Genomic DNA, 24,692 nt, shown 5'->3' on the forward strand with positions numbered 1-24,692 from the left:
CACCAATCTGGACATGTGATATACTCATTACACACAAATAAGACCTATCCGGTAAGGATTCCTATGATCGAACATTATCTCCCCCTGTTTGTCATCTTGGGCCTGGCGGTCTTCGTCGGGGTTTTGGTGGTCGTCTTAGGGACCATTTTCGGCCCCAAACGCCCCACCGAACGCAAATCCTCCCCCTATGAATCCGGCATGGTTCCCTACGGCCCCGGCCGCCGCCGCATGTCTGTGCGCTACTACCTGGTGGCGGTGCTCTTCATCCTGTTCGATATTGAGGTCATCTTTGTCTTACCCTGGGCGGTCACCTTCCGCGACCTGGGCATGCCCGGCCTGTGGCTGATGATCGTCTTCCTGCTGGTTTTAGAGGTAGCCTACGTGTACGCCTGGAAGAAAGGAGCGCTCGAATGGGAATAGAGCAAAAAGCCGGAAACATGGGCGTGGTCACCGCCCGCCTGGAAGATGTGATCAACTGGTCCCGCACCAATTCCATGTGGCCGATGCTGTTTGGGCTGGCCTGCTGCGCCATCGAGATGATGGCTGCACAGGCCGCTAATTATGATATGAGCCGCTTCGGCATGGAGCTGATGCGCGCCAGCCCGCGCCAATCCGACCTGATGATTGTGGCCGGGCGCGTCAGCCGCAAGATGGCCCCCGTGCTGCGCCAGCTCTACGACCAGATGCCCTCGCCCAAATGGGTCATCGCCATGGGCGACTGCGCTTCCTGCGGCGGTGTGTTCAACAATTACGCCGTGGTGCAGGGGGTGGACGAAATTGTGCCGGTGGATGTGTACGTGGCCGGCTGCCCGCCGCGCCCCGAAGGCCTGATTCACGGGGTGATGACCCTGCACGAAAAGATCAAACAAGAAAAGCTCAAAACCTGGGCTTAATACCCCTGCCTGCACCCTTCTCCCGATCGAAGATGGATGATGCCGATGAACGAAAATCTCCAAGCTGCTGTTGATGCGATTCAGGCCGAGTTCGGCGCCAGTCTGCAAACCTTTCGCGGCGAGCACACCCTGATCCTCGCCCGCGAACAGATCGCGGCTGCTGCCCAGGCCCTGCGCGACCGCTTCCAATTTGAGATGCTGGTGGATGTGACCGCGGTGGATTATTGGCCCCAAGAAGAACCGCGCTTCCACGTCATTTACCAGTTCAACTCCGTCAGCCACCACGGCCTGCTGCGCGTGCGTGTGCCCCTTTCGGCGGCAGAACCGAAAGTGCCCACGCTGGAGGGCGTGTACCCCGGCGCCAACTGGTATGAGCGCGAGGTGTGGGACATGTTCGGGATCCAATTTGAGGGGCATTCCGATCTGCGCCGCATCATCATGCCCTACGACTGGGTGGGCCACCCCCTGCGCAAAGATTACCCCCTGGGCTATGAAGAAGTCCAGTTTACCTTTAATTTTGACGACATCAGCCTGCGCAAGCCGCACCCCAAAGAATAGGCTGGAGGAGCGTTCATGACCGAAATCCGCGAAGTCAGTGTGGATGAACTCCGCCATCTGGTATCCGACCGCGCCCGCAGCGGCGAGACCATGCTGCTCAACATGGGCCCGCAGCACCCCAGCACCCACGGTGTGCTGCGTTTGCTGTTGGAGCTGGACGGCGAAACGGTGGTCAGCTGTATTCCCGACATTGGATTCCTGCACACCGGTGTGGAAAAGAACATGGAATCCAAGAATTACCAGCAGGCTGAGGTGATGACAGACCGGTTGGATTACCTCAACCCCATCGGCAACAACCTGGTGTACAGCCTGGCGGTGGAGAAGCTGCTGGATCTGGACGTGCCGGAGCGCGCCCAGGTGATCCGTGTGATCCTGGCCGAGCTGACCCGCATCAACTCGCACCTGGTGTGGGTGGGCACTTCGGCTCTGGATCTGGGGGCCATGTCCCTCTTCCTGTACGCCATGCGCGAGCGCGAGCTGATTCTGGACATCTTTGAGATGTGCGCGGGCCAGCGCATGATGACCACCTACGTGCGGCCGGGCGGTTTGTGGCGGGATGTGCCGGTGGAATTTGAGGCCGCTGTGCGCGATTTTCTGGCCCTCATGCCCGCCCGGTTGGACGAATACGAGCGCCTGCTGAACAATAACCCCCTCTTCCTGGAACGCACCAGCCAGATTGGGATCATCTCGAAAGAGGACTGCCTGCGCTATGCCGCTACCGGCCCGGTGCTGCGCGCCGCCGGCATGGCCTATGACCTGCGCAAAGCCCGCCCCTACAGCGGCTATGAGACCTACGATTTCGACATCCCCACCGAGACCGCCGGGGATGTGCGCGCGCGCTACCTGGTGCGCATGGCCGAGATGCGCCAGTCCCTGCGTATCATTCAGCAGGGCATGGACCGCCTGCCCTACGGGCCGGTGCGCTCCAACAACCGCAAATACGTGCCCCCACCGCGCTCTGAGATCGGCGTCAGCATGGAAGCCCTCATCCACCACTTCAAGTTGTGGACGGAAGGCTTTTCGGCCCCGCAGGGGTCGGTGTACGCCACCATTGAATCGCCCCGCGGCGAGCTGGGCGTGTTCTTAGAAAGCGACGGCGGCCCCAAGCCCTACCGGGTGCACTTCCGCACCCCCACCTTCCCCAACCTGCAAATTATGCCGCTGCTCAGCCGCGGTCATTTTGTGGCGGACGTGGTGGCGATCATTGGTTCCATTGATATTGTTCTGGGAGATGCTGACCGGTGAACGAGCTGCTGAGCAAATACCCCCAAGAAGTCCAGCGCATCCTGGCGCGCTACCCGGCTGAGCGTAAACGCTCGGCGGTTATGCCGCTCCTCTTCCTGGCGCAGGCCGAGAAGAACTACATCACCCCGCAGGCCATCGCGGAAATCGCCGAAATTGCGGAGGTTTCTGCCACCGAGGTGGCTTCGGTGGCTGGTTTTTACACCCTCTTCCACGAAGAGCCGGGCGGGCGTTACCGCATTCAGGTGTGCACCGATTTGCCCTGTGTGCTGCGCGGCGCAGACCGTTTTTTGCAGGAACTGAAGGCCTACCTGGGCATTGAGGTCGGCCAGACTACCGCTGACGGCATGTTCAGCCTGGAAGAGGTCAAGTGCCTGGCGGCCTGCCACCGCGCGCCCATGTTCCAGCTGCAAGGGGATGGGCAAATCACCTACCACGAAGACCAAACCCTCGAAACCGTGCGCGCCCTGGTGGAAGAGCTGCGCGCGCGGGCTGGAAAGGAGGCCTAGGCATGGGTCAATATCTCCTCCTGCGCCACCGAGAAATACCCAACCTGCACCAATTGGACGTGTACCGCGCCCACGGCGGTTTTGAGGCTTTCCGCAAAGCCGTCACCAGCATGACCCCCGCGGATGTGCTGGCGGCGGTCAAAAATTCGGGCCTGCGCGGGCGCGGCGGTGCGGGCTTCCCCACCGGCATGAAATGGGCTTTTCTGCCCAACGACCGCTGGCCGCATTACGTGGTGGCCAACGCGGACGAATCCGAACCGGGCACGTTTAAAGACCGCGAGCTGCTGGAATCCAACCCTTACCAGTTCCTGGAAGGGCTGATGCTGGCTTCTTACGCGGTGCAGGCCAACCAATCTTACGTGTACCTGCGCGGCGAATTCTGGGCGCTGGCCCAAAAGCTGGACGGCTGTATCGCCGAGCTGGAAAAGGCCGGGCTGCTGGGCGAAAACCTCTTCGGCACGGCCTACCACCTGCGCCTGGCCACCCACCTGGGGGCCGGAGCCTATATCTGCGGTGAAGAAACCGCCCTGCTGGAATCGCTGGAAGGCAAGCTGGGTCAGCCGCGGCTGCGCCCGCCCTTCCCCGCCACCCACGGCCTGTACAACAGCCCCACCGTGGTCAACAACGTGGAAACCCTGGCGAATGTGCCCCTGATTGTGGAACACGGCCCGGATTGGTACCGCTCCTTCGGCACCGAGAAAAGCCCCGGGGTCAAGATCTTCTCGCTGTCGGGCTGCGTGAACAAGCCGGGCAACTATGAGCTGCCCCTGGGCACGCCCTTCCGTGAGCTGATCTTCCAGCACGGCGGCGGCATCCCCAACGGCGGCCAGGTGAAGGCCTTCATGTCCGCCGGGGCTTCGTCCACCATCGTGGCCGCGGATGACGCCGCCCTGGACACGCCCATGGATTACGAATCCACGCAGAACAATCTTAACGCCCCCCTGGGTTCGGCCTCGGTCATCATCCTGGATGACACCGTGAACATGGCCGACCTGGTGCAGAAGACGGTGCATTTCTTCAAGCACGAATCCTGCGGAAAATGCACCCCCTGCCGCGAAGGAACCTTCTGGATGAACCGCCTGGCCACCCGCATCGCCGCGGGGCAGGGCAGCGAAAAGGATGTGGATCTGCTGGCGGCGGTTGCCCGTCAGATGCAAGGCAAATGCCTGTGCGCCCTGGGTGAATTTTCCACCATGGCGGTCGTTTCTGGCATCGAGAAATTCCGCGAGGATTTTCTGCACAAATAAAGCCCACCGCGCGCCCACCGGCGCTGACCGGAGCGCGAAGGAGTTGAGAATTAATGGCGAAAATGGTAACGCTCAGCATAGATGATCAGACCGTAACCGTCCCCGCCGGAACGCTGGTGGTGGATGCGGCCAAGAAGATTGGCAACGACATCCCCGTGTTCTGCTACCATCCTAAGATGGAACCGGTGGGCATGTGCCGCATGTGCCTGGTGGAAATCGGCCGCCCGGTGATGGACCGCGCCAGCGGACAGCCCGTGCTGGAGCCGGACGGCAAGCCCCGCATCCAGTTTGCCCCCAAGCTGGAGACGGCCTGCACCACCCCCGTTTCGGAGGGCATGGTGGTTCTCACCGAAAACCAAAAGGTGACCGCGGCCCGCAAAGAGGTGTTGGAATTTCTGCTCACCTCGCACCCCCTGGACTGCCCCATCTGCGACAAGGGCGGCGAATGTCCGCTGCAAAACCTGACCCTGGCCCACGGCCCCGGCGAAAGCCGCTTCCTCTTTGACGAGAAAATGCGCCAGCAGAAGCATGTGCCCCTGGGCGAGCTGATCTTCCTCGACCGCGAACGCTGCATCCAATGCGCGCGCTGCGTGCGCTTCCAAAGCGACATCGCCGCCGACCCTGTGTTGGGCTTCAGCCAGCGCGGGCGCTCGCTGGAGATCATGACCCATTCTGAGCCGGGCTTTGATTCGATCTTCTCCGGCAACACCACCGACATCTGCCCGGTGGGCGCGCTGACCACCGCCGATTTCCGCTTTGGCGCCCGCCCCTGGGAACTGAAATCCGCCGCCTCGCTGTGCAACCACTGCCCGGTGGGCTGCAACCTGACCTACAACGTACGCCGCGAGGCCCGTTCGGACGGCAAGTCCGTCATCAAGCGCGCCCTGCCGCGCCAAAACGAGGCCGTCAACGAGATTTGGATCTGCGACAAGGCCCGCTTTGTGTATCACTACACCGAAAGCCCCGAACGCCTTTCCACGCCCCTGGTGCGCAGGAACGGCGAGCTGACCCCCGCCTCGTGGGACGAAGCCCTGGAGGCCGCTGCCCAGGGTCTGCGCAGCGCCGGTGAAAAGCTGGTGGTGCTGGCGGGCGGGCGGCTGAGCAACGAAGACCTGTTCAACCTGCACGCCCTGGCCGCCGCACGCAAAGGCCGCGCCGTGCTGTACAGCGATATGGCCGGCGGCGACCTGACCGCTCAAGTGGGCCTGGCCCCCGGCAGCAACCTGGCCGATCTGGGCGCGGGTTCGGTGGTGCTGGTGGCCGCCAGCGATCTGCACGAAGAGGCCCCCCTGTGGTGGCTGCGCATCAAGCAGGCCGCCCAGCGCGGAGCGCGGCTGATCACCCTGGGCGCCCGCCCGACCCGGCTGGAGGCATTTGCCAGCCTGCGCCTGCGCGCCGATTACGGCCAGCAAGCCCAGGCCCTGGCCAGCCTGCTGGAACCGGCTGGGCTGGAAGGGGATTTCCGCGAGGCCGCCGAAGCCCTGCGCAGCGCCGAAAATGTGGTCATTTTCTTCGGCAGCGACGGGGTTGAACTGGCCGAATCCGAGGCTTTGGCCCGCGCCGCCGCCGATTTGCTGGTGCACACCGGCCACACCGCCCGCCCCAACAACGGGCTGGTGGGGGTTTGGCCGCACGGCAACACCCAGGGCGCCTGGGACATGGGCTTCCACCCGCAGGCCCCCGCCGAACTGGCGCACAGCCTGGCGGGCGCGGGCGGGGTGCTTTTGGCTGGGGCCGACCCGGCGGGCGACGACCCCGCGCTGGCGGCTGCCCTGGAGCAGGCCGGGTTTGTGGTGGTGCAGGAGCTGTTCCTGACGGAAAGCGCGCGCCGGGCTGATGTGGTGCTGCCCGCCGCGGCTTATACCGAGCGCGAAGGCACCTACACCTCCGGCGAACGGCGCGTGCAGCGCTTTTACCCCGTCACCCCGCCGCGCGCCAATGCCCGCCCCGATTTCGTCATCGCCGCCCAGTTGGGCACGGGTCTGCTGACGGATGTGGAAGGCCGCGCCGCCGCCCTGGTGATGCAGCGCATCGCCGCTCAGATCCCCGCCTACGCCGCGATCAGCTACCAGCGCCTGGCCGAAACCCAGGAGCAGTGGCCCATCATCGGGCGCAAAGACCTGTATTACGGCGGCACGTCGTATGAGAATACCCAGGGGTTGGGCGTGTCTCTGCCCCTGCCGGAGATGGTGAGCCTGCCCGCGCCCAAGGCTTACGCGCCCGCGCCGGTCCCTGCCGGGGCTTTGCGCCTGGTGCGCTTCAGCCGCCTGTACGACCACGGCAGCCTGGTGCGGCATTCCCCGCTGATCGGTCAGCGCCTGGCGGCCCGCGCCGTCTGGCTGCACCCCAGCCTGCTGGTGCAGTTGGGCGTTCAGCCCGGCGAGGAAGTGGAAATAACCGCCGGGGATGAGATCCTGCGGCTGCCCGCGGCGGCGGATGAAAACCTGCCGCTGAATGCGGCTGGCCTGCCGCGCAGCGCGGGTTTCCCCACCCCCAATGTGCCGTGGGTGGTCGTGCGTGTACCGGCGCCTGTCCCCAGCGGGCAGGCTAACAAGGAGTGAGGTGCGCATGGATGCTGCATTAATCTGGGAATGGGTCATCAAGTCCCTTTTCATCATCCTCTTCATGACCGCGGGCTTCGCCTACGTCACCCTGCTGGAACGGCGCGTGCTGGCGCGCATGCAGGTGCGCATCGGCCCCAACCGCGCCGGGCCGTTTGGCCTGCTGCAGCCGGTGGCAGACGGGGTTAAGCTGATCTTCAAAGAGGAATTGATCCCGGCCTACGCCGACAAATTTGTCTTCGTCCTTGCGCCGGTGCTCACCGTCATCCCCGCGCTGATCATCACCGCCGTGGTCCCCTGGGGGCCGCAGGTGATGCTCTTTGGGCGGCCTGTGCCCCTGTATCTGGTGGACCTTAACATCGGCGTGCTCTACATCGTGGCCGTCACCTCCATCTCCGTGTACGGCATCGCCCTGGCGGGGTGGTCTTCCAACAACAAATACGCCACGATGGGCGGTCTGCGCGCCACAGCGCAGATGATCAGCTACGAATTGGCCCTGGGTCTGGCCATGCTGGCGCCGGTGATGATGGCCGGCTCGATGAGCATGGTGGACGTGGTGGAAAGTCAGCGCACCCTGCCCTTCATCGTCCTCCAGCCGGTGGCCTTTCTGATTTACTTCATGTCCTCCCTGGCGGAGATCAACCGCGCCCCCTTTGATATGCCCGAAGCCGAGCAGGAGCTGACCGCCGGGTATCACACCGAATATTCCGGCATGAAGTTCGCCCTGTTCTTCATGGCTGAATACATCAAGATGATCGCCGTGGCCATGATCGGCTCCACCCTCTTCCTGGGGGGCTATGCCTGGCCGCTGCCGCCCGAATGGTTGGGGGGCTTTGCCGGGCCGATCAACCTGTTGGCCAAGGTATTGGTGTGGCTGTTTGTCATCATCTGGCTGCGCGCCACCCTGCCGCGCATCCGCTACGACCGGCTGATGTTCTACGGCTGGAAGGTGCTCTTCCCGGTCGCCCTGGTCAACATTGTGATCACAGCCGTTGTGATTGTATTGGTAGGAGGTTAAGCGATGATCGAAGGACTGTGGACCACGCTGAAAGCCTTTTTCAGCAAGCCGGTGACGATCTCATACCCTGAAGAGAAGCGCCCCGTGCGCGTGCGCTTTAAGGGACGCCACACGCTGAAGCGCTATGACAACGGGCTGGAAAAATGCATCGGCTGCGCCCTGTGCGCTGCCGCCTGCCCCGCGGACGCCATTTTTGTGGAAGCCGCCGAAAACACGGATGCGGCGCGCTATTCCCCGGGTGAGCGCTACGCCAGCACCTATGAAATCAATATGCTGCGCTGCATCTTCTGCGGCTTTTGCGAAGACGCCTGCCCCACCGAAGCCATTGTGCTGGGGGATAACTACGAGCTGTCTTTTGTGGACCGCGCCGCCTCCATTTACACCAAAGATCTGCTTCTGGAGCCGGTGGCGGAAGGCGGCCAACTGACCCCCCAAGAGACCCCGCCGGGTGTGTTCACCCGTTCGGTGCCGGCCATGCAAGACCCCAGCGACTAAAAGGAAGGAATCCCATGCTGCCTGGCGAAATCCTCTTTGGTTTTATCGGCCTGGTGGTGGTGATCACCGCGGTGGGGATGGTCATCAGCCGCAACGCCATCTACTCGGCCCTCTTCCTGGTGAGCAATTTCACCACCGTGGCCCTGCTGTATCTGATTTTGGGCGCACCGTTCATCGCTGTGGTGCAGATCTCGGTGTATGCCGGTTCCATCATGGTGCTGTTCCTGTTCGTGATCATGCTCTTGGGCGCAGAACGCCTGGCCGCCAAAGAAAAGCTGCAAGGTCAGCGCCTGCTGGCCGTCATCCTGGGCGTGGTTTTCCTGGTGGAATTGGGCCTGTTCGGGGTGTGGAAAGCCGGGTACATGACTACCCCCGTGCCCCCCGCTGCGGCTACCGCGGGCGCGCCCGAAGCCGTGGGCATGGCCCTCTTCACCCAATACGCCCTGCCTTTTGAAGTCACCGGCTTCATCCTGCTGGTGGCCACCGTCGGCGCCATCCTGCTGACCCGCGGCGATAAGCCCGCCAGCAAAGACCTGATCACCGCTGTGAGCGAGAAGGAGGGCTAAAACCATGCCGTTGGGTTACTACCTGGCTTTGTCGGCTGTCATGTTCGTCATCGGCATTGTGGGCGTGCTGGTGCGCCGCAACGCCCTGATCGTCTTCATGTCCTTGGAATTGATGTTTAACGCCGCGAACCTGCTGTTTGTCACCTTTGCCGCCTATTACGGCACCATCATCGGCCAGATTTCAGTCTTCTTCGTGATGACCGTGGCCGCGGCGGAGGTGGCGGTGGGGCTGGCGCTGATGGTGGCTATTTTCCGCACCAAGCACAGCATTGATGTGGACCAGATGAGCAGCCTGAAAGGCTGATCCAACTGCACCCGCTGCGGCGGGTGTCTTGGACACGGGAGAGGAACATGCTTCTGAGTGAAACCCTTCAAAACCCTGCCGTAAGTCTGGTGCCCTGGGTGGTCTTCCTGCCGTTGATCGGTTTGGTGATCAACCTGGTGCTGGGCCAGCGTCTCGGTGAAAAATTTGTCGGTGCGGTGGCCAGCCTGGCTGCCCTGGCGGCCTTTGGGGTGGCGGTGGTGCTGGCTGTCACCCTGGCGGGCGAGCCGGGGGTGGGAAAATTCCACCTGCTGGATTGGATTCAGGTGGGCGGGCTGAACCTGGGGTGGGATTTCCGCGTGGACACCCTGTCGGTGACGATGATGCTGGTGGTGGCGGGCGTCGGCTCCCTCATCCACATCTACGCCACGGCTTACATGCACAGCGATGTGCGCCACAACGGCGACCCCAGCCGTTACCGCCGCTTCTTCGTCTATTTCAACCTCTTTATCCTCGCCATGATGATCCTGGTCAGCGCCGACAGCTACCTGATGCTGTTTGTGGGCTGGGAAGGCGTGGGCTTATGCTCTTATCTGTTGATTGGCTTCTGGTTTGAAAAAGGCGCGGACGGCACCGCCAACGCCAAGGCGGCTAAAAAGGCCTTTGTGGTCAACCGCGTGGGCGATTTCGGCCTGCTGCTGGCCATGTTCCTGCTCTTCTGGAACTTCAAATCGCTCAGCTTTGACGAAATCTTCGCCCAGGCCCCGGCCCTGGCGCAGGCGGCCCCCGGCGTGGTGCTGGCCGTGACCCTCTTCATGCTGCTGGGCGTGGCGGGCAAATCGGCGCAGCTGCCCCTGTTTGTGTGGCTGCCCGATGCGATGGCCGGCCCCACCCCCGTCTCGGCCCTCATCCATGCCGCCACCATGGTCACCGCGGGTGTGTATCTGGTGGCTCGTTCCAGTCCGCTGTATCTGGAAGTGCCGGCGGCGCAGCAGGCGGTGATGTGGGTGGGTGCGCTGACAGCCCTCTTCGCCGCCACCATCGCCGTGGCGCAAAATGACATCAAGAAGGTGCTGGCCTATTCCACCATCAGCCAACTGGGCTTCATGGTGGCCGCGGTGGGCATGACGGCCTATGTGGCGGGCATGTTCCACCTCATCACCCACGCCTTCTTCAAGGCGCTGCTCTTCCTCTCGGCGGGTTCCGTCATCCTCGGCCTGGAACACGGCCATGCCCACTCCCACAACGGGCACAATGGGCACGAGGAAGACCATTTCGACCCGCAGGACATGCGCAACATGGGCGGGCTGCAGGGGCGCATGAAGACCACCTTCTGGGTGTATCTGATCGGCGCGCTGGCCCTGGCGGGGATTGCCCCGCTCTCGGGCTTCTTCTCCAAGGATGAAATTCTGGCTGCTGCCCTGCACACCTCTCCGGCGATCTTTGCCCTGCTGATCGCGGCCGCCTTCCTGACTGCCTTTTACATGGGCCGTCAGGTGTTCCTGGTGTTTTTTGGCCGCCCGCGCAGCACCGCTGCCGAACATGCCGTCGAAAGCCCGGCCCTCATCACCGTGCCGCTTATCCTGCTGGCGCTGCTCTCGGCCTTGGGCGGCGCGCTCAACCTGCCTAAGATTTACACCCTGGAACACTGGCTGGAACATTCCCTCCAGCACAGCCTGGTGGTGGAATTTAACCTGACCGTGGCGGTTGGCTCGGTGCTGCTGGCGCTGACGGCTATCGCCCTGGCCTGGTGGCTGTACGGCAAACGGCAGATGCGCGCCAGCGACCCCGATCCCCTGGCGGCGCCGCTGGGCGGCCTGTTCCGCGCCCTGCAAAACAAATGGTGGGTGGATGAACTCTATCAAGCCGTTATTGTGCGCCCCTACCACGCCCTGGCGAGCTGGCTTTCGGGTCCGGTGGACAGCACCGGCATTGACGGCATTGCCAACGGTTTGGGGCAGTTGACCCATTGGGCGGCGGGCAGCCTGCGCCGCATTCAAACTGGTTATGTGCGCACCTACGTTCTGGTGGTTCTCTTTGGCGTGGTGCTCATGCTGGCCTTCCTGGCGTTCAACTAGGCCGCGGGAGAGCGAACCGATGACTATGGTTTTGAATCCAATCCTTTTGATGACCTTTTTCCCGCTGGTGGGGGCTGCCGTCATTTTGTTCTTCAAATCGGAGCAAAAATCGGCCATCCGCTGGACCGCTCTGATCACCAGCCTGGTGACCTTTGGGCTGTCGCTGTGGGTGCTGGCCGCATACGGCCGCCAGGACGTGGGCATTCACCGCCTGTGGTTCCGCATCGCCGGTCTGCCCATCCACTTCCACATGGCCGTGGACGGCCTCAACATCCTCATGGTGCTGCTGACCACCTTCCTGACCCCGCTGGCTGTGCTTTCCACCTGGAAAGCGGTGGAAGAACGGGTCAAAGGCTTCATGATCTTCTTCCTGCTGCTGGAAGTGGGCATGCTGGGCGTGTTCCTGGCGCTGGATCTGGTGCTGTTCTACATCTTCTGGGAATTCACCCTCATCCCCATGTACTTCCTCATCGGCCTGTGGGGCGGCGAACGGCGCATCTACGCCGCCGTCAAGTTCTTCCTGTTCACCATGGCCGGATCGGTGATCATGCTGCTGGCCATCCTGTACCTGGGGTGGAACGCCAAGACCTTTGATCTGCCGGCCCTGCTGGCCGCTCGCGACAGCTTCGCCGCCGCGCAGATCCCGCTGTTTGCGGCCTTTGCCCTGGCCTTCGCCATCAAAGTGCCCATGTGGCCGCTGCATACCTGGCTGCCCGATGCGCATGTGGAAGCGCCCACCGCCGGTTCGGTCATTTTGGCGGGCGTGCTGCTGAAGATGGGCGCATACGGTTTCCTGCGCTTCAATTTGCTGCTCTTCCCCCAGGCCAGCCTGCAGTTGGCTCCCTGGATGGCGGGGCTGGCTGTGATCGGCATCCTCTACGGCGCGGCGGTGGCGTACACCCAAAAGGATGTCAAAAAGCTGGTGGCCTATTCCTCGGTCAGCCATCTGGGCTTCGTCATGCTGGGCATCTTCGCCCTGAACGCTGAAGGCCTGAGCGGGGCCATTTTGCAGATGGTGAACCACGGTCTGAGCACCGGCGCGCTGTTCCTGATGGTGGGCTTCCTCTACGAGCGCCGCCACACCCGCCTGATGGAGTCCTTTGGCGGCCTGTGGAAGAGCGTCCCCGTTCTGGCGGCCCTGGCCCTCATCGTCAGCCTGTCCTCGATGGGCCTGCCGGGTCTGAACGGCTTCGTGGGCGAGTTCACCATTCTGACGGGGGCCTTTGGCTCGGCGGCGTTGGGCAGCCCCTGGTTTGCGGGTCTGTCCACCCTAGGCGTCATCCTGGCAGCGGTCTACCTGCTGCACATGATGGAAAAGGTCTTCCTCGGCCCCATCACCCACGCGGAAAACCGCAGCCTGCCCGATCTCAGCCCGCGCGAACTGGCGGTGATCCTGCCGCTGCTGGTGGTGATTTTCTGGATTGGCCTGTATCCTAAGCCCTTCTTTGGGCTGATCGAACCCGGCGTCGCCCAGATCCTCGCGGCGGTTCAATCTGCGGCCCTGGCGCTGCATTAACGGAGAGTGACGCGATGACACTGAACGATCTGATCACGATCCTTCCTCTGGCCTTTTTAGCGGCCTGGGGTGTGCTGCTGCTGCTGGTGGATCTGTGGATCCCCGCCAACCGCAAGGGCCTCACCGCTATCTTGGCGGCGGGCGGGTTGGCCGTGACCCTGGGCCTGACCCTGGCGCGCGGGCAGCACAGCCTGGAAGCCTTTAACGGCATGGTCTCTGTGGACGGCTTTGCCGTCTTCCTGGATGTAATCTTCCTGGGCAGCGGCCTGGCGGGCATTGCCCTGGCTTATGACTACCTCAAGCGCACGCACATCGAACGCGGCGAGTATTACTCCCTGCTGCTCTTCACCGTGGCGGGCATGATGCTGATGACCTACGCCAACGATCTGGTCATCGTCTTCCTGGCCCTGGAGCTGCTCTCGCTGCCCCTGTACGTTATGGCTGGCTTTGCGCGCTTGCAGCTTTTGTCTGAAGAAGCCGCCCTCAAGTACTTCCTCATGGGGGCCTTCTCCTCCACCTTTGTGCTCTACGGCGTGGCCCTCATCTTCGGCGCCACCGCCCGCACCGATCTGCCGGGGGTGGTGGCGGCGGTGCAGGGCGGAACGGCCAACCCGGTCTTCTTCTTGGTGGGTGCGGCCATGCTGCTGGTGGGCTTTGGCTTCAAATCCGCGGTGATGCCCTTCCACATGTGGGCGCCGGACGTGTACCAGGGTTCGCCCTCCTCCGTGACGGCCTTCATGACCGTGGGGGCCAAGGCCGCTGGTTTCGCCGCGCTGCTGCGCGTGTTTGTGGTGGCCTTCCAAAGCATCTCAGCAGATATGACCCCCATCTTGTGGGCGTTGGCCGCCCTGACCATGTTTGGCGGCAATATCCTGGCCATCGCCCAATCCAACATCAAACGTATGTTGGCCTATGCCAGCATCGCCCAATCTGGCTACATGCTGATGGCCTTTGTGCCTTACGGGCAGGGAGCCGTGCTCAAAGACACCATCGCCGCCATGCTCTTCTTCCTGGTGACCTATTCGCTGGCCACCTTGGGGGCCTGGGCGGTGGTGATTGCTCTGGAAAAAGAGGAAAACAAAGACCTGGAGATCGCCGATTACGCCGGGCTGGGGCGCAAATACCCCTGGCTGGGCGCGGCCATGACGGTCTTCATGCTGTCCTTCACCGGCATGCCCCTCACTTTGGGCTTCTGGGGCAAATTTTACCTGTTCAGCACCGCGGTGGAAGGCGGTTTCACCGGCCTGGCCCTGGTGGGCCTGCTGACCTCGCTGATCTCGGCTTACTACTACCTGCGCGTGGTGGTGTACATGTTCATGAAACCCGGCGAACCCACCCTCACCCAGGACCCCTGGATTCAGCTCACCGCCCTGGTGTCGGCTTTCCTGGTGGTGGCGCTGAGCCTGTTCCCCGGCCCTCTGCTGGATTACGCCTCGGCCGCGCTGATGCTGCTGCGCTGAGGACTCTGCGTTGACTCACAACGGCCCGCCCACCCCCGGCGGGTCGTTTGATTCTCGCCGACCGGAAAACACGGTACAATTGGAGCCGATGAAAACGCGACTCGCCCGTTGGCCCCTGGAAAGCCTTGCCCCGCTGCTGCTCTTCGCCGCTTTGCTGGCGGCGCCCCTGCCCTGGCTGAAAACCGCCGGAGGGGCAGCGCGCACCGATTTCAGCGTGCCTTTGCTGCTCAGCGCTGCCCTGCTCTACGGTGCCCTGCGCCTGCCGGGGCGCTGGCGAAACGCCCTCAGCCTGTCCGTCACCCTGGCGGCGTACGCCCTGGCGCTGGTGGGGCTGTGGGCCAACGGTCTCAGCGAAACCGCCGTGGTCAGCGGGCTGCTGCCCTGGAACGACGCCGCTTCGTATTATCAGGACGCGCTGCGCCTGCTGCAAGGCAGCCCCGTCACCAGTTTTTCGGCGCGCCGTCCGCTCTTCGCGGGGACGCTGGCCCTGCTGCTGACCGTCACCGGCGGGCATCTGCAAGCGGCCCTGGCGGCGCTGACCTTGCTGATGGCCCTCAGCGCCCATGCCTTCACACGCGAAATTCAGCGCACCCACGGCCCGGCCGCTGCGGCGGCCTCCTGGGCGGTGCTGTTCTTGTTTGCCCGGCGCTTCACCGGCATCGCCCTGACCGAATCGGTGGGCTTTTCGCTGGGGGTGCTGGGGCTGGCCCTTTTGTGGCGCGGCGCGGCCCACCAACGCCTCTGGCACGCCGCGGCGGGTTTGCTGACCCTGACCCTGGCCCTCAACGCCCGCGCTGGAACCTTCTTTGTGCTGCCCTTGCTGCTGCTGTGGCTGGGCTGGGCTTTCCGCGGGGTGCGCCGCTTTGCCTGGAGACCCGTGCTGTGGGGCGGGCTGGCGGTGGCTTTGGGCTTTGCCCTCAATTTCGCCGTGCTGCGGGTGGTGGCCTCGCCCACCTCGGCGGCTTTTTCCAACTTTTCGTTTTCGCTCTACGGCGTGTCGGTGGGGGGCAAGGGCTGGACGCAGGTCTTCCGCGATCACCCAGAGGTGGCCAACCTGCCGGAGCCGCAGCGTTCGCAGACGGTGTACGCCCTGGCCCTGGATGAAATTCGCCGCCAACCGTTGAATTTTGCGCGCGGCGCGCTGCGCCAATGGCAATTATTCTTTACCGATCCCTGGTTTGGGGTGTATTCCTATGTGGGCGGCGAGAACCCGCGCCTGCAGACGGCCGCCTGGCTGGGACTGTATGTGCTGTGGGGGTTGGCCCTGGTGCGCGCTCTGCGCCGCCCGCCGCAGCCCATCCCCTGGTTGGTGCTGGCGGTGTGGGTGGGGGTGCTGCTCTCGGTGCCCTTTGTGCCCCCGGAAGATGCGCACAAAATGCGCCCCTACGCCGCCACCATCGCCGTGTTTGCCTGGCTGCCCGCCCTGGGAACCGCCGAGCTGCTGCGCTGGCTGCGCCTGGAGGCCTGGGAAAGCCGCGCCCTGGGCGAAACCCCGCCCATGAACCGACTGCCCGGCGCGGTGCTGGCCCTGGCGGGGCTGGTGGTGCTGGCGGGGCCGCTCAGCCTGCTGATGGGGCATGCGCCTGCTCCCCTGCCGGAATTGACCTGCCCCGCCCCGCAGGAGTCGGCGGTGGTGCGTTACCAGCCGGGGACATTCATTCAGCTCATCCCCAAAAGCGACTTGCGCCCGGACGTGCTGCCCAGCTTCCACACGGAGCTGTTCCGCCGTCAGGTGCACAACCTGCCCAACAGCGAAGCCGCGCTGCATTTTGAAAGCCTGAAGGCTCCGGCCTGGGTATGGCTGGATGTGGACCGGCGCACGCTGAAACGGGTGTGGGTGGTGCTGGACGAACCGCCGCCCGCGCCGGAACAGGCCGCCTGGCTGGGCGTGTGCGGGTCGTTGCTGGAGACCCCCGACAGCGCCGAAAAGCCCTTCCTTTTCCGTGTGCAGCGGGTGATCTGGGCGCAGCCGCGCTAAGGCCGGAAAAAGCCGTCGGGTGAATGCGAGTACACGCTCAGCCGCCACAGCATCAGGCGCTGATCGGGCCCGCCGCGGTAGCGCAGACGCACATAACGAAATTCCCCCTGCTGGGCCAGCGGGTACTGGTAGACCGTCTCCGACACGGTGCGCCGGCGGCCCGCATCCCCGGCGCGTGAATCATAAACCACCTGCCAGGCTCGCCCGTCGGCCGAAGTCTCCCAGCGGTAATCGCTGAACACCGCCGCGATGCCCCGCCCCTCGCCCTGATAACCGGATTTCACTTCCAACACGCTGGCCCGCCGCACATGCCCTAAATCGAGGGTCAGGGTCAGCGGCCCGCTGTTGCCCGCCTGGGCAAAGCGCTCATCCGCGAAGCCGCGCAGCGCCCATTCGATCCCCGTCTCTTCCGTAAATGCCGCTGCCCCCTCCGCCACCTGGGCGCTCCGGGCGTAATCCTGGGGCTGGAAGGCCCACAGCAGGCTGACCCCGGCGAAAAGCCCGCCTGCCATCAGCAGGGCGGCTGCGTAGCGTCCGCCGGAACGCAGACGAGCTTCGGCGGACGGGTCGGGGGCGCGTCCCGGGGAAAATTTCAGCAGCAGGTAGAACATCACCACCGGCAGGATGTGCAGAACGGCGCGGTTGGCCGAATCGCCGATGCCGTAGCGGTAGGGGTCGCGCAGCCCGCTCTCCGTCATCAGGAACAGGAAAAACACGCCGATCCCCAGGCTGAAGATGCGCTCGGCGGGCAGCGCGGGCTGGGTCAGGGCCAGCAGACCCAGGCCCAACACCACCAGCCACAGCGGCCCCCACCACCAGCCTTTGAAGAGTAGGTTATCGGCCGTCACCCGCAAACTCTGGAGCATGGTCTGCGGCGCGGCCAGGGTGAAGACAGCAAAGGCCAGCCCCACCGCGGCCAGTTCCACCCAATGCAGGCGCGGCAGCCAGACGCGCGCCAGGCTGGGCCAGCGCTGCGCCGCTGCCAGCAGCAGGGCAAAGCCCGCCAGCGCAGCCAGGATGAAGGCCGCGTTCCCAGCATTGAGGTAGTTCGTGCCGCTGGGGCCAAAAAACAGGATGCGCCCCATCCACAGGCCCGCCAGCGCTAAAAACGGCGCGCATACCCGCAGCAGCCGTGCGGGGGGCACCGCGCCCAGGCTGAGGAAGACCGCCAGCGAAAGTAGCCCGTAGAGGGCTCCGTCAATGCGCGTCAGGCTCAGGCCGGTGAAGGCCGCCGCGGCCAGCCCCAGCCAACCCGCCTCGGGTTCGCGCTGCGCCCACCACAGGCTGACCATGCCGGTGAACAGGAATGCGGCGGCCGTCAGATTGTCGTGAATGTGCCCGCTGTGGAAGAGAAACAGGTAACTGGCGGCAAAGCCCCCCAGGGTCAACCCGGCCGCCGTGCGGGCCGTGCCCGCCTGTGCGCCCAGCGCGCGCAGGCTGCGCACGCCCAGGGTCAAAAACAGGGTGCACAGCGACAGGGCCGTCAGCGGCTGGTGCAGAACGTGATATTCCGCCCCCACCCAATAGGCCGCGGCTTGCAGCGACACGGGCAGCAGGCTGTTGCCCTGCAAATTGGCCTGCACCGACGCGGAAAGGCCGTCGAGCACCAGGGCACGGCCGGTCAGAATTTTGACTACACTGTCGCCGGTGGCCTGCGAGAAGTTGAAGCGTGTGCCCAGAGCGGCCAACAGGGTGAAGAGCAGCCCGCTCCCGGCCAGGACCAGCCCTTGCGCGCGGCTCAGGTTCAGCTCGCCGCGCCGCCGCGCCCAGAGCAGCGCCGCCAACCCCACCGCCGCCGTCCCCAACCCGGCTGAGATCAGGGTGTAGGGGATGCCTAGCACCAGGATCACTGCCGTCACCGCGGCCCAGGCGGCCGCGCCCAGCAGATAGGCCGAGCCTGCCAGCACACCCAGCGGCAGCCGCCGCCCAGCCGCCAGCCCCAGGCTCAGCCCCACCAGAAACAACCCCACACTCAAGCCGATCAGGTTCAAAGCGTCCTCCCCCTCATTCCCAGGCGCAGGGGTACACCAGCAAATGATCCGCCGTCAGCGCCTCCAGGCAGATACGGACTGCGTCTTCGGCGGGCGTCACGCGCAGCAGGGTGTAGCGCTGCCATAGGCCGCTGTCGGGATTGCGGATGGATAGGGTATCCTGGGGGCGTTCAGCCAGGGCTTCCAGGCGGCTCACTGGCGGTGCCTCCGTGGCGCGAGCTTCCACACCGGCCAGACGCCCGGCGTAGGTCAGTTTTTCTGCGCCCAGGCTCAGTTCGCGGGCCAGTTCGGGCCGAACCACCAAGGTGCTGCCCGCAAAGTGATCGCTCAGGTAGACCAGCAGCGGGTAGGTGGCGAACTCGTAGCCCTCATCCGTGATCAGCTCCATCAGGCTGTTGTCGGGCTGGCGGTCGAGGTGGTAGTAAGAAAAAGTGTTGGTGTCGTAGAAGCGCGCCGCATGGGTTGTAGTTAATGCCCAGACCGCCGCCATGAAGATCAGCGGTGTGAGGCGCAGCCAGCGACCGCCCCAAAGGAGCAGCCCGGCCAGCCACAGCCCGCTGCCCAGCCACAGGGACGCGCCCAGGAGGGGATGTTGGGTGAAGAGGAAATAGCTCATCTGCTGGGGGGTGACCGCACCGGAGAGAAACAACGTCCCCACCCCCACCAGCAGACCCCCACCGCCCCAGGCGAGGATGCGGCGCTGCGCGGGGGTCAGGCCGGTCTGCGCGGGCTGCGGCCCCAGCGGGGTTTGGCCTGCGCCGGAGGCCAGGAGCCAGCCCGTGAGGGCGGTGAGGGCGCCCCACACGGTCAGGAAGGCGCCCGCCGGGCGCAGCCGCAGGGCAAAGGGCTGCACGGCCGCGGAATAGGCTTCCGGCGGCAGGGAGAGGATCACCACAGTGATCAGATGGAGCAGCCAGCCCAGGGCTGCCCCTGCCCAGACCCAGCTGGGGCGCAGATGGTCCACAAAGCCGCTCAGCCGCGGCCAGCCCTGGCGCAGCCCCCAGGCGAACAGGGTCAGGCCCGCCGTCAGCAGGGCAAAGGCAGCCGCGCCGGCCCAGGCGATGGTTGTGCGGCCTTGCCCCCAAAAGGCAGCCGCAGTCCACAGCGCCGCGGCGGCGGCTGCGGCGGCATATAGGCTCCAGGCGGTACGGTGGTGCATGTGTGCGAACTGCCTCCCAGGGGTGTGGAATTCAGCCATGAAGTATACTACCCCTCTTTTCGATCCGTTGGTTTCATTTTGTGGGGTTAATTGTATAATTAACCCTGGCGGTTCGCCCAGCCCTGTCCTCGCAGCCTTGATCCGGTAGGGTGCGCTCGCTTTTTGAACGCACCACGCCCCAAAGGGATCCGTACCTTTTGTGGGAGAGACTGCTTCGGCCGGGAAGGTCACCCGGCCTCGCAGTGACACTTCTTGGTGTCATCGCGAGCCGTGAAGCGGCGTGCCCTCGCACTTCGAGGGCGCGGCGATCTCTTCCCTCAGGGTGGAGACTGCTTCGGCCGGAAAGATCATCCGGCCTCGCAGTGACAAGGTAGGCTGAAGGGATCTGCTCTTTCTGGGTAGAGACTGCTTCGCCCCCAAAGAGCGGGGGCTCGCCCTCAAAAGGCGAGGGCAAGCAGTGACACTTCTTGGTGTCATCGCGAGCCGCAAAGCGGCGCGGTGATCTCTTCCCTCAAGGTGGAGACTGCTTCGGCCGGGAAGCCCCGGTAGGGTGCGTTCGTTGTCTGAACGCACCACGCCCCAAAGGGATCCGTACCTTTTGTGGGAGAGACTGCTTCGGCCGGGAAGGTCACCCGGCCTCGCAGTGACATAGTAGGCTGAAGGGATCTGCTCTTTTTAGGTAGAGACTGCTTCGACCCGAAAACCCATCGGGTCTCGCAGTGACATGTCAATGTGAAGCGGTCTGCTTTTCTGAGGTGGAGACTGCTTCGCCCCCAAAAGGCGGGGGCTCGCCCCCAAAAGGCGGGGGCTCGCAGTGACATGGTAGGCTGAAGGGATCTGCTCTTTTTAGGTAGAGACTGCTTCGTCCTCAAAAGGCGAGGGCAAGCAGTGACATCAATGGCAGGTTCGCGGCCGCAACGGACCGCACTCTTTCCCAACACAGGTGAGCGTTGCACAACTTCTTACTGCGCATTGCCCGGCTGTTCAACCGCGGCGAAACTTCAAAAGGCTTTCAGGAGCGAGGGGAAAACGTCACCGAGGCCTTTGCCCTGCTGTACACCGCCCCGCTGGCCCTGGCGGGTGTGGTGTGGCTGATCCTGGCCACCGACCTGGAAGCCCTCCCAGAACAGATTTTTTACCTGCTGGGGCTGCTGGCGTTATTTTTCCTCTTTGAGCAGTACGATTTCTACACCTATTATGAAATCCAGCCCGGCAACTACGCCTCGTGGCAGGAGAACCTGTGGAGCCTGGTGCATTGGCCGGCGGTGCTGGTTTTTGGCCCCAACGGGCTGTGGCCGTTTGTGCTGTGGGCCATCTTCAGCCAGATTCTGCGCTGGCGCCGCGACCGCATTACCCGCTCCAGCCTCAACATCGCCTGGAACCTGACCCTCGACCTCACCCGCGCGGTGCTGCTGGCCCTGGCGGCCCTGAGCATTTACCCCTTAATCGGCGGCAGCGTGCCCATGACCGGCCTCACCCGCCGCAGCGTGTTCCCGGCCCTGGGCATCAGCCTCATCTGGCAAATCCTGTCTTTCCTGCTGTGGCTGCCCTACCTGTGGCAGACCGCCAATTTTAACGCCCGCATGCAGAAGGGTTCCTCGATATTTTGGCGTTTTTCGCTCATGACCACCGGCTGGCACCTGCTGGTGATGCCCTACGCGGTGCTGCTGGCGGGCCTGTTCGTGCAAAACGGCCTGGGTGCCTATCTCTATTTGCTCAGCGGCACCCTGCTGGTCAGCCTGATGGCTAATCAGCTCAGCCGCGCCGCTGACCGCAGCCACATGCGTTCGCGCGAGCTGGGTGAGCTGGAACGCCTATCGCAGGCCTTGCTGCTGGCTCCGCCGGACGCCTCCACCCTGCCGCAGGTGCTGCAGCAGCATATCCCCAGCATGTTCGCCAGCTGTTACGTGGACATTCGTTTGTTCAACGGGGAGACCCTGTTCCGTTCGGATCACGACAGCCCCGCCGCGGATGAGACCTTTTGGGATTGGGCGCGCAGCGCGGAGCAGTCGCGCGTGTTCCCCCTGGACAGCGTGCTGCCCTGGAACCAGACCCGCTCCCGTTCGGCGGTGGTGACCGTGCCGATCGTTTTGAAGGATCACCCCGCGCCTATCGGCGCCCTGTTCCTGGCGCGCCAACGCTCTGCCGAGCAAATTGACGCCACCGTGCCCGCGGCGCAGTCCCTGGCGGCGCAGATTGCCGCTGCGCTGGACGCCGCCCGCATTTACGCCCGCACCCTGGCCCACCAACGCGTGGAGCAGGAATTACAGCTGGCCGGGGAGATTCAGGCCAGCCTGCTGCCCGATGAACTGCCCGCTCTCAAAGGCTGGGATTTCAGCGCCGCCCTGCTGCCCGCCCGCGAAACCTCAGGCGATTTTTACGACATCATCCCTCTGCCCAACGGACGGGTGGCCCTGGTGATCGCCGACGTGGCCGATAAGGGCATGGGCGCGGCCCTGTATATGGCCCTCAGCCGTACCCTCATTCGCACCTATGCCGTGGCTTACCACACCCGCCCCGACTATGTCATGCGCGTGGCCAACCAGCGCATCCTCAAAGATACGCGCGCCGATCTGTTTGTGACCGTGTTTTATGCCGTGCTCGACCCCATCAGCGGCGAAATGACTTACTGCAACGCCGGGCACAACCCCCCTTGCTGGCTGCGCGCGGATTCCAGCGATACACCCTTGCTGCGCCGCACAGGCATCCCCCTGGGCATCTATGAGGATGTCACCTGGGAGCAGGTCAGCGTGCGCTTGCAGGCCGGAGACCGTCTGGTGCTGTACACCGACGGCATCACCGAAGCGCAGAACGCCGCTCAGGAATGTTTGGGGGATGAACCTTTCTACGAGCTGCTGAAAACCCTGCGCGGCCAAAGCGCCGCGGCCATTCACCAGGCGGTTTTAGAAGCCGTGGCGGCGCACAGCGGCGGCGTGGACCAATCCGATGACATCACCCTGATGGTGGCGGCCTGCGACGAACTGGGCAGCCCCGCCGAATGACCTAATCGCGCGGGTCTTCCCCCTGCCCGGCGGCGGGTGGATTCGGGGCGCGCAGTTGGGGGCGGATGAGACCCAGGACGGGGGTGAGCAGCGCCGAGGAACTGAGCAGCGCCGCCGTGATGGAAACCTGCTGGGCCACCAGCCCCACCAGCGGCCCGCCGCCAATCTGCCCGATGGCGTCCACCTGACTGCTCATGGAAAGCACGGTAGCGCGCACCTGTGAATCCAGGCGCTGGTTCACCCAGGCGGTGTACAGCGGCTCCACCCAATTGCGCAGCACCGAAATGATCAAATACAGCAGCAGCGCGGCTGGAAGCCAACGCGTCACGGCAAAACCCGCCAGGCTGAGCACAATCCCCGCGCTGGCCGCCGCGATCCAACCCGCCAGACTGCGCAGGCGGGTCACATCCACGCGGCGCTGCACCATCTCCACCGCGGCCACCGAAAGCAGCATGGCCGTCCCGCGCAGCAGGCCCATCCACACCACCGGTTCGGCCCACGGAAAGCTGTAATTTTGCAGCAGGTGCGCCACCCACAGACGGTCAAAGCCCTCGCTGTACAGGCCGTAAAACAGCCCAATCCACAAGATGGCGCGCAAGGCCGGGCGCTGACGAACCGTGCGCAGGCCGCCGCGGAAGGTCTCGAACATATTGCCCCAGGTGGTGCGCTCGGCGCTGGGGGTGGGCTTAAAGCCGTTTTCGGGCATGGTGAAAATCAGCCCCAGCCCCAGCAAGGCCATCAGCGCACCGCAGGCCACCAGCGGAAAGGCCAGGTTGACCCGCCCCAAGAGGGTTCCGGCCGCGATGCCCGCCAGGCCGGTGAGCATTTCCAGTTGGCGCGCCCGCAGGAAGGCCTGGTTGGCGCGTTCTTCGCCGATCTCATCGCTGATCCAGGCTTGCAGCGCCCCGCTGGTGAAGGTGTAGCCCACCCCCCACAATACCTGGGCCAGCAAGATGGGCACAAAAAAGGGCAGCAGCCCTTCGGTGATGAAGCCCGCTCCCACCAGAAACAGGCCGATGATGATGGACAGGCGGCGGCTGAAGCTGTCGGCCACCACGCCGGTGGGCACTTCGAAGAGGAACACCGCCGCCTCCAGGGTGGTGCCCACCAGCACCAGCTGCAGCGGGTTGAGCCCCGCCACGGTCACCTCGTACAGGCTGGCGACGGTGAAGGCCATTGAAAAACCGAAAGCGGTCAGACCGCTGTAGATTAAGAACAGGGGGTAGGCTGCGGTGCGTTTTATCAAGAGGATGTGTCCAAAAATGGGATCTTAAAAGACAAACCACAGGGCAGCGGCCAGCGCCCCGCTGAGGGTGCACAGGGTGTTGACCCAGTCGTTGCCCAGCCAGCTCAGGCCGCGCAGGCGGGTGGTGGGCGTGCCGCACAGGTGCAGGGGATGGCGCTCGGTCTCTTTGCCGCAGGCCGGGCAGTGATAAATGGCCTGCAGGGTGGCGCCCAGGAGCGAATCCACCAGGCTGCCGGCCAGACCCGCTAGGGTCACGGCCGCCAGGGCCGCGGCGATCTGCTCCCAGCCCAGGGCCAAAAGACCCCCAGGCCAAAACAGCACCGCCAGCAGGGCGATGAACAAGGCCCCGCTGCCGGCCGCCAGCGTGCCAGCCGCGCTGATGCCGCCGGAGGTGCCGCGCTCCACGCGCTGGCCGGTGGTGATCAGCCGCGGCGCGCTGCGGCTCAACACGCCCAATTCGGTGGCCCAGGTGTCCGCGTTAGCGGCGGCCAGCGCCCCGGCAAAACCGGCCCACGGCCAAAGCGCCTGTGGAAAGAGCACATGCAGGATCACGAACAGACCGGCGATGCCCCCGTTGGCGGCCACCTGGGCGTAATCGCGCTGGGAACCTTTCGAAAATTTCTCGTTGAGGGCTTCCTTGCGGCGGCCCGCGAAGCGCGACAGCCCGCTGGAAGACACAAAAAAGCCCACCAGCAGCACCGCCCAGCCCAAACCACCCAGGCCAAACACCACCGTGCCCAAAACGGCCGCGGCCAGCGCCCCCGAACGGCTGAGGCTGCGCGCGCGGTAGGCCGCCAGGGCGATGACCACGGCGGCTGCCAAACCGATGACCAGTTGTATCGCGTTGATCTTCATGGGCGTGTCACCTTTCGGGCCCGATTATAACAGGCCGGAGCGTCAGAGATGAAAAA

20 protein-coding genes are annotated in these 24,692 nt (G+C 64.3%); 16 read left to right on the forward strand and 4 right to left on the reverse strand.

Features of this window, described 5'->3' with window-relative positions:
- Window positions 1-63 precede the first annotated feature (63 nt).
- From ADN01_RS13250 to ADN01_RS13320, 15 genes are all read left to right on the forward strand, one after another.
- A complete protein-coding gene (locus ADN01_RS13250; protein ID WP_062417356.1) occupies window positions 64-420 on the forward strand; it encodes an NADH-quinone oxidoreductase subunit A in 357 nt (118 codons plus the stop codon).
- Entirely contained in the window at window positions 411-893 is a 483-nt protein-coding gene (locus ADN01_RS13255) for an NADH-quinone oxidoreductase subunit B (protein ID WP_062417357.1), read from the forward strand. Before ADN01_RS13250 ends, ADN01_RS13255 begins: the two co-directional genes overlap by 10 nt.
- Window positions 894-938: 45 nt before the next feature.
- Entirely contained in the window at window positions 939-1,451 is a 513-nt protein-coding gene (locus tag ADN01_RS13260; RefSeq protein WP_062417358.1) for an NADH-quinone oxidoreductase subunit C, read from the forward strand.
- 90 nt (window positions 1,452-1,541) lie between these two features.
- Window positions 1,542-2,696, forward strand: a complete 1,155-nt coding sequence (gene nuoD / locus ADN01_RS13265; protein WP_369425844.1) for an NADH dehydrogenase (quinone) subunit D — start codon at window positions 1,542-1,544, stop codon at window positions 2,694-2,696.
- The gene (locus ADN01_RS13270) at window positions 2,693-3,202 is read left to right on the forward strand and encodes an NADH-quinone oxidoreductase subunit NuoE family protein (RefSeq protein ID WP_082142650.1); all 510 of its coding nucleotides are present in this window, start codon (window positions 2,693-2,695) and stop codon (window positions 3,200-3,202) included. Before nuoD ends, ADN01_RS13270 begins: the two co-directional genes overlap by 4 nt.
- 2 nt (window positions 3,203-3,204) lie before the next feature.
- Window positions 3,205-4,449, forward strand: a complete 1,245-nt coding sequence (gene nuoF, locus ADN01_RS13275; protein ID WP_075071194.1) for an NADH-quinone oxidoreductase subunit NuoF — start codon at window positions 3,205-3,207, stop codon at window positions 4,447-4,449.
- Between the two features lie 53 nt (window positions 4,450-4,502).
- Window positions 4,503-7,010, forward strand: coding sequence for an NADH-quinone oxidoreductase subunit NuoG (nuoG, locus tag ADN01_RS13280; RefSeq protein WP_062417360.1), 2,508 nt, complete (start codon window positions 4,503-4,505; stop codon window positions 7,008-7,010).
- A gap of 7 nt (window positions 7,011-7,017) precedes the next feature.
- The gene (gene nuoH / locus ADN01_RS13285; protein WP_062417361.1) at window positions 7,018-8,028 is read left to right on the forward strand and encodes an NADH-quinone oxidoreductase subunit NuoH; all 1,011 of its coding nucleotides are present in this window, start codon (window positions 7,018-7,020) and stop codon (window positions 8,026-8,028) included.
- Between the two features lie 3 nt (window positions 8,029-8,031).
- Entirely contained in the window at window positions 8,032-8,523 is a 492-nt protein-coding gene (gene nuoI, locus ADN01_RS13290) for an NADH-quinone oxidoreductase subunit NuoI (RefSeq protein ID WP_062417362.1), read from the forward strand.
- A gap of 14 nt (window positions 8,524-8,537) precedes the next feature.
- A complete protein-coding gene (locus tag ADN01_RS13295; RefSeq protein WP_062417363.1) occupies window positions 8,538-9,089 on the forward strand; it encodes an NADH-quinone oxidoreductase subunit J family protein in 552 nt (183 codons plus the stop codon).
- Window positions 9,090-9,093: 4 nt separating this feature from the next.
- Window positions 9,094-9,393, forward strand: coding sequence for an NADH-quinone oxidoreductase subunit NuoK (gene nuoK, locus ADN01_RS13300; protein ID WP_062417364.1), 300 nt, complete (start codon window positions 9,094-9,096; stop codon window positions 9,391-9,393).
- A gap of 47 nt (window positions 9,394-9,440) precedes the next feature.
- Window positions 9,441-11,429 carry an NADH-quinone oxidoreductase subunit L gene (nuoL, locus tag ADN01_RS13305; protein ID WP_062417365.1) on the forward strand — a complete coding sequence of 663 codons (1,989 nt, stop codon included), beginning with the start codon at window positions 9,441-9,443 and terminating at the stop codon, window positions 11,427-11,429.
- 25 nt (window positions 11,430-11,454) lie between these two features.
- Complete coding sequence (locus tag ADN01_RS13310) at window positions 11,455-12,945, forward strand: complex I subunit 4 family protein (protein ID WP_062417381.1); 1,491 nt, start codon at window positions 11,455-11,457, stop codon at window positions 12,943-12,945.
- A gap of 14 nt (window positions 12,946-12,959) precedes the next feature.
- The gene (locus ADN01_RS13315; RefSeq protein ID WP_062417366.1) at window positions 12,960-14,405 is read left to right on the forward strand and encodes an NADH-quinone oxidoreductase subunit N; all 1,446 of its coding nucleotides are present in this window, start codon (window positions 12,960-12,962) and stop codon (window positions 14,403-14,405) included.
- An 88-nt stretch (window positions 14,406-14,493) separates the two neighbouring features.
- The gene (locus ADN01_RS13320; protein WP_062417367.1) at window positions 14,494-16,383 is read left to right on the forward strand and encodes a hypothetical protein; all 1,890 of its coding nucleotides are present in this window, start codon (window positions 14,494-14,496) and stop codon (window positions 16,381-16,383) included.
- On the opposite strand, the gene ADN01_RS13325 is transcribed toward ADN01_RS13320, so the two are convergent.
- Window positions 16,380-18,374 carry a discoidin domain-containing protein gene (locus tag ADN01_RS13325; RefSeq protein WP_062417368.1) on the reverse strand — a complete coding sequence of 665 codons (1,995 nt, stop codon included), beginning with the start codon at window positions 18,372-18,374 and terminating at the stop codon, window positions 16,380-16,382. The genes ADN01_RS13320 and ADN01_RS13325 overlap by 4 nt on opposite strands.
- 13 nt (window positions 18,375-18,387) lie before the next feature.
- Complete coding sequence (locus tag ADN01_RS13330) at window positions 18,388-19,533, reverse strand: hypothetical protein (protein ID WP_062417369.1); 1,146 nt, start codon at window positions 19,531-19,533, stop codon at window positions 18,388-18,390.
- A 950-nt stretch (window positions 19,534-20,483) separates the two neighbouring features.
- Between ADN01_RS13330 and ADN01_RS13335 the strand changes: the two genes are divergently transcribed.
- Window positions 20,484-22,535 carry a PP2C family protein-serine/threonine phosphatase gene (locus ADN01_RS13335; RefSeq protein ID WP_062417370.1) on the forward strand — a complete coding sequence of 684 codons (2,052 nt, stop codon included), beginning with the start codon at window positions 20,484-20,486 and terminating at the stop codon, window positions 22,533-22,535.
- 1 nt (window position 22,536) lies between these two features.
- Here the strand turns inward: ADN01_RS13335 and ADN01_RS13340 are convergent, their stop codons facing one another.
- Together ADN01_RS13340 and ADN01_RS13345 are read right to left on the reverse strand one after the other, a co-directional pair.
- Window positions 22,537-23,781, reverse strand: a complete 1,245-nt coding sequence (locus ADN01_RS13340; protein ID WP_062417371.1) for an MFS transporter — start codon at window positions 23,779-23,781, stop codon at window positions 22,537-22,539.
- A 24-nt stretch (window positions 23,782-23,805) separates the two neighbouring features.
- Window positions 23,806-24,636 carry a DUF92 domain-containing protein gene (locus ADN01_RS13345; RefSeq protein ID WP_062417372.1) on the reverse strand — a complete coding sequence of 277 codons (831 nt, stop codon included), beginning with the start codon at window positions 24,634-24,636 and terminating at the stop codon, window positions 23,806-23,808.
- Between the last annotated feature and the right edge of the window lie 56 nt (window positions 24,637-24,692).

The organism is Levilinea saccharolytica, from assembly GCF_001306035.1.
GTDB classification, from domain to species: Bacteria; Chloroflexota; Anaerolineae; order Anaerolineales; family Anaerolineaceae; genus Levilinea; species Levilinea saccharolytica.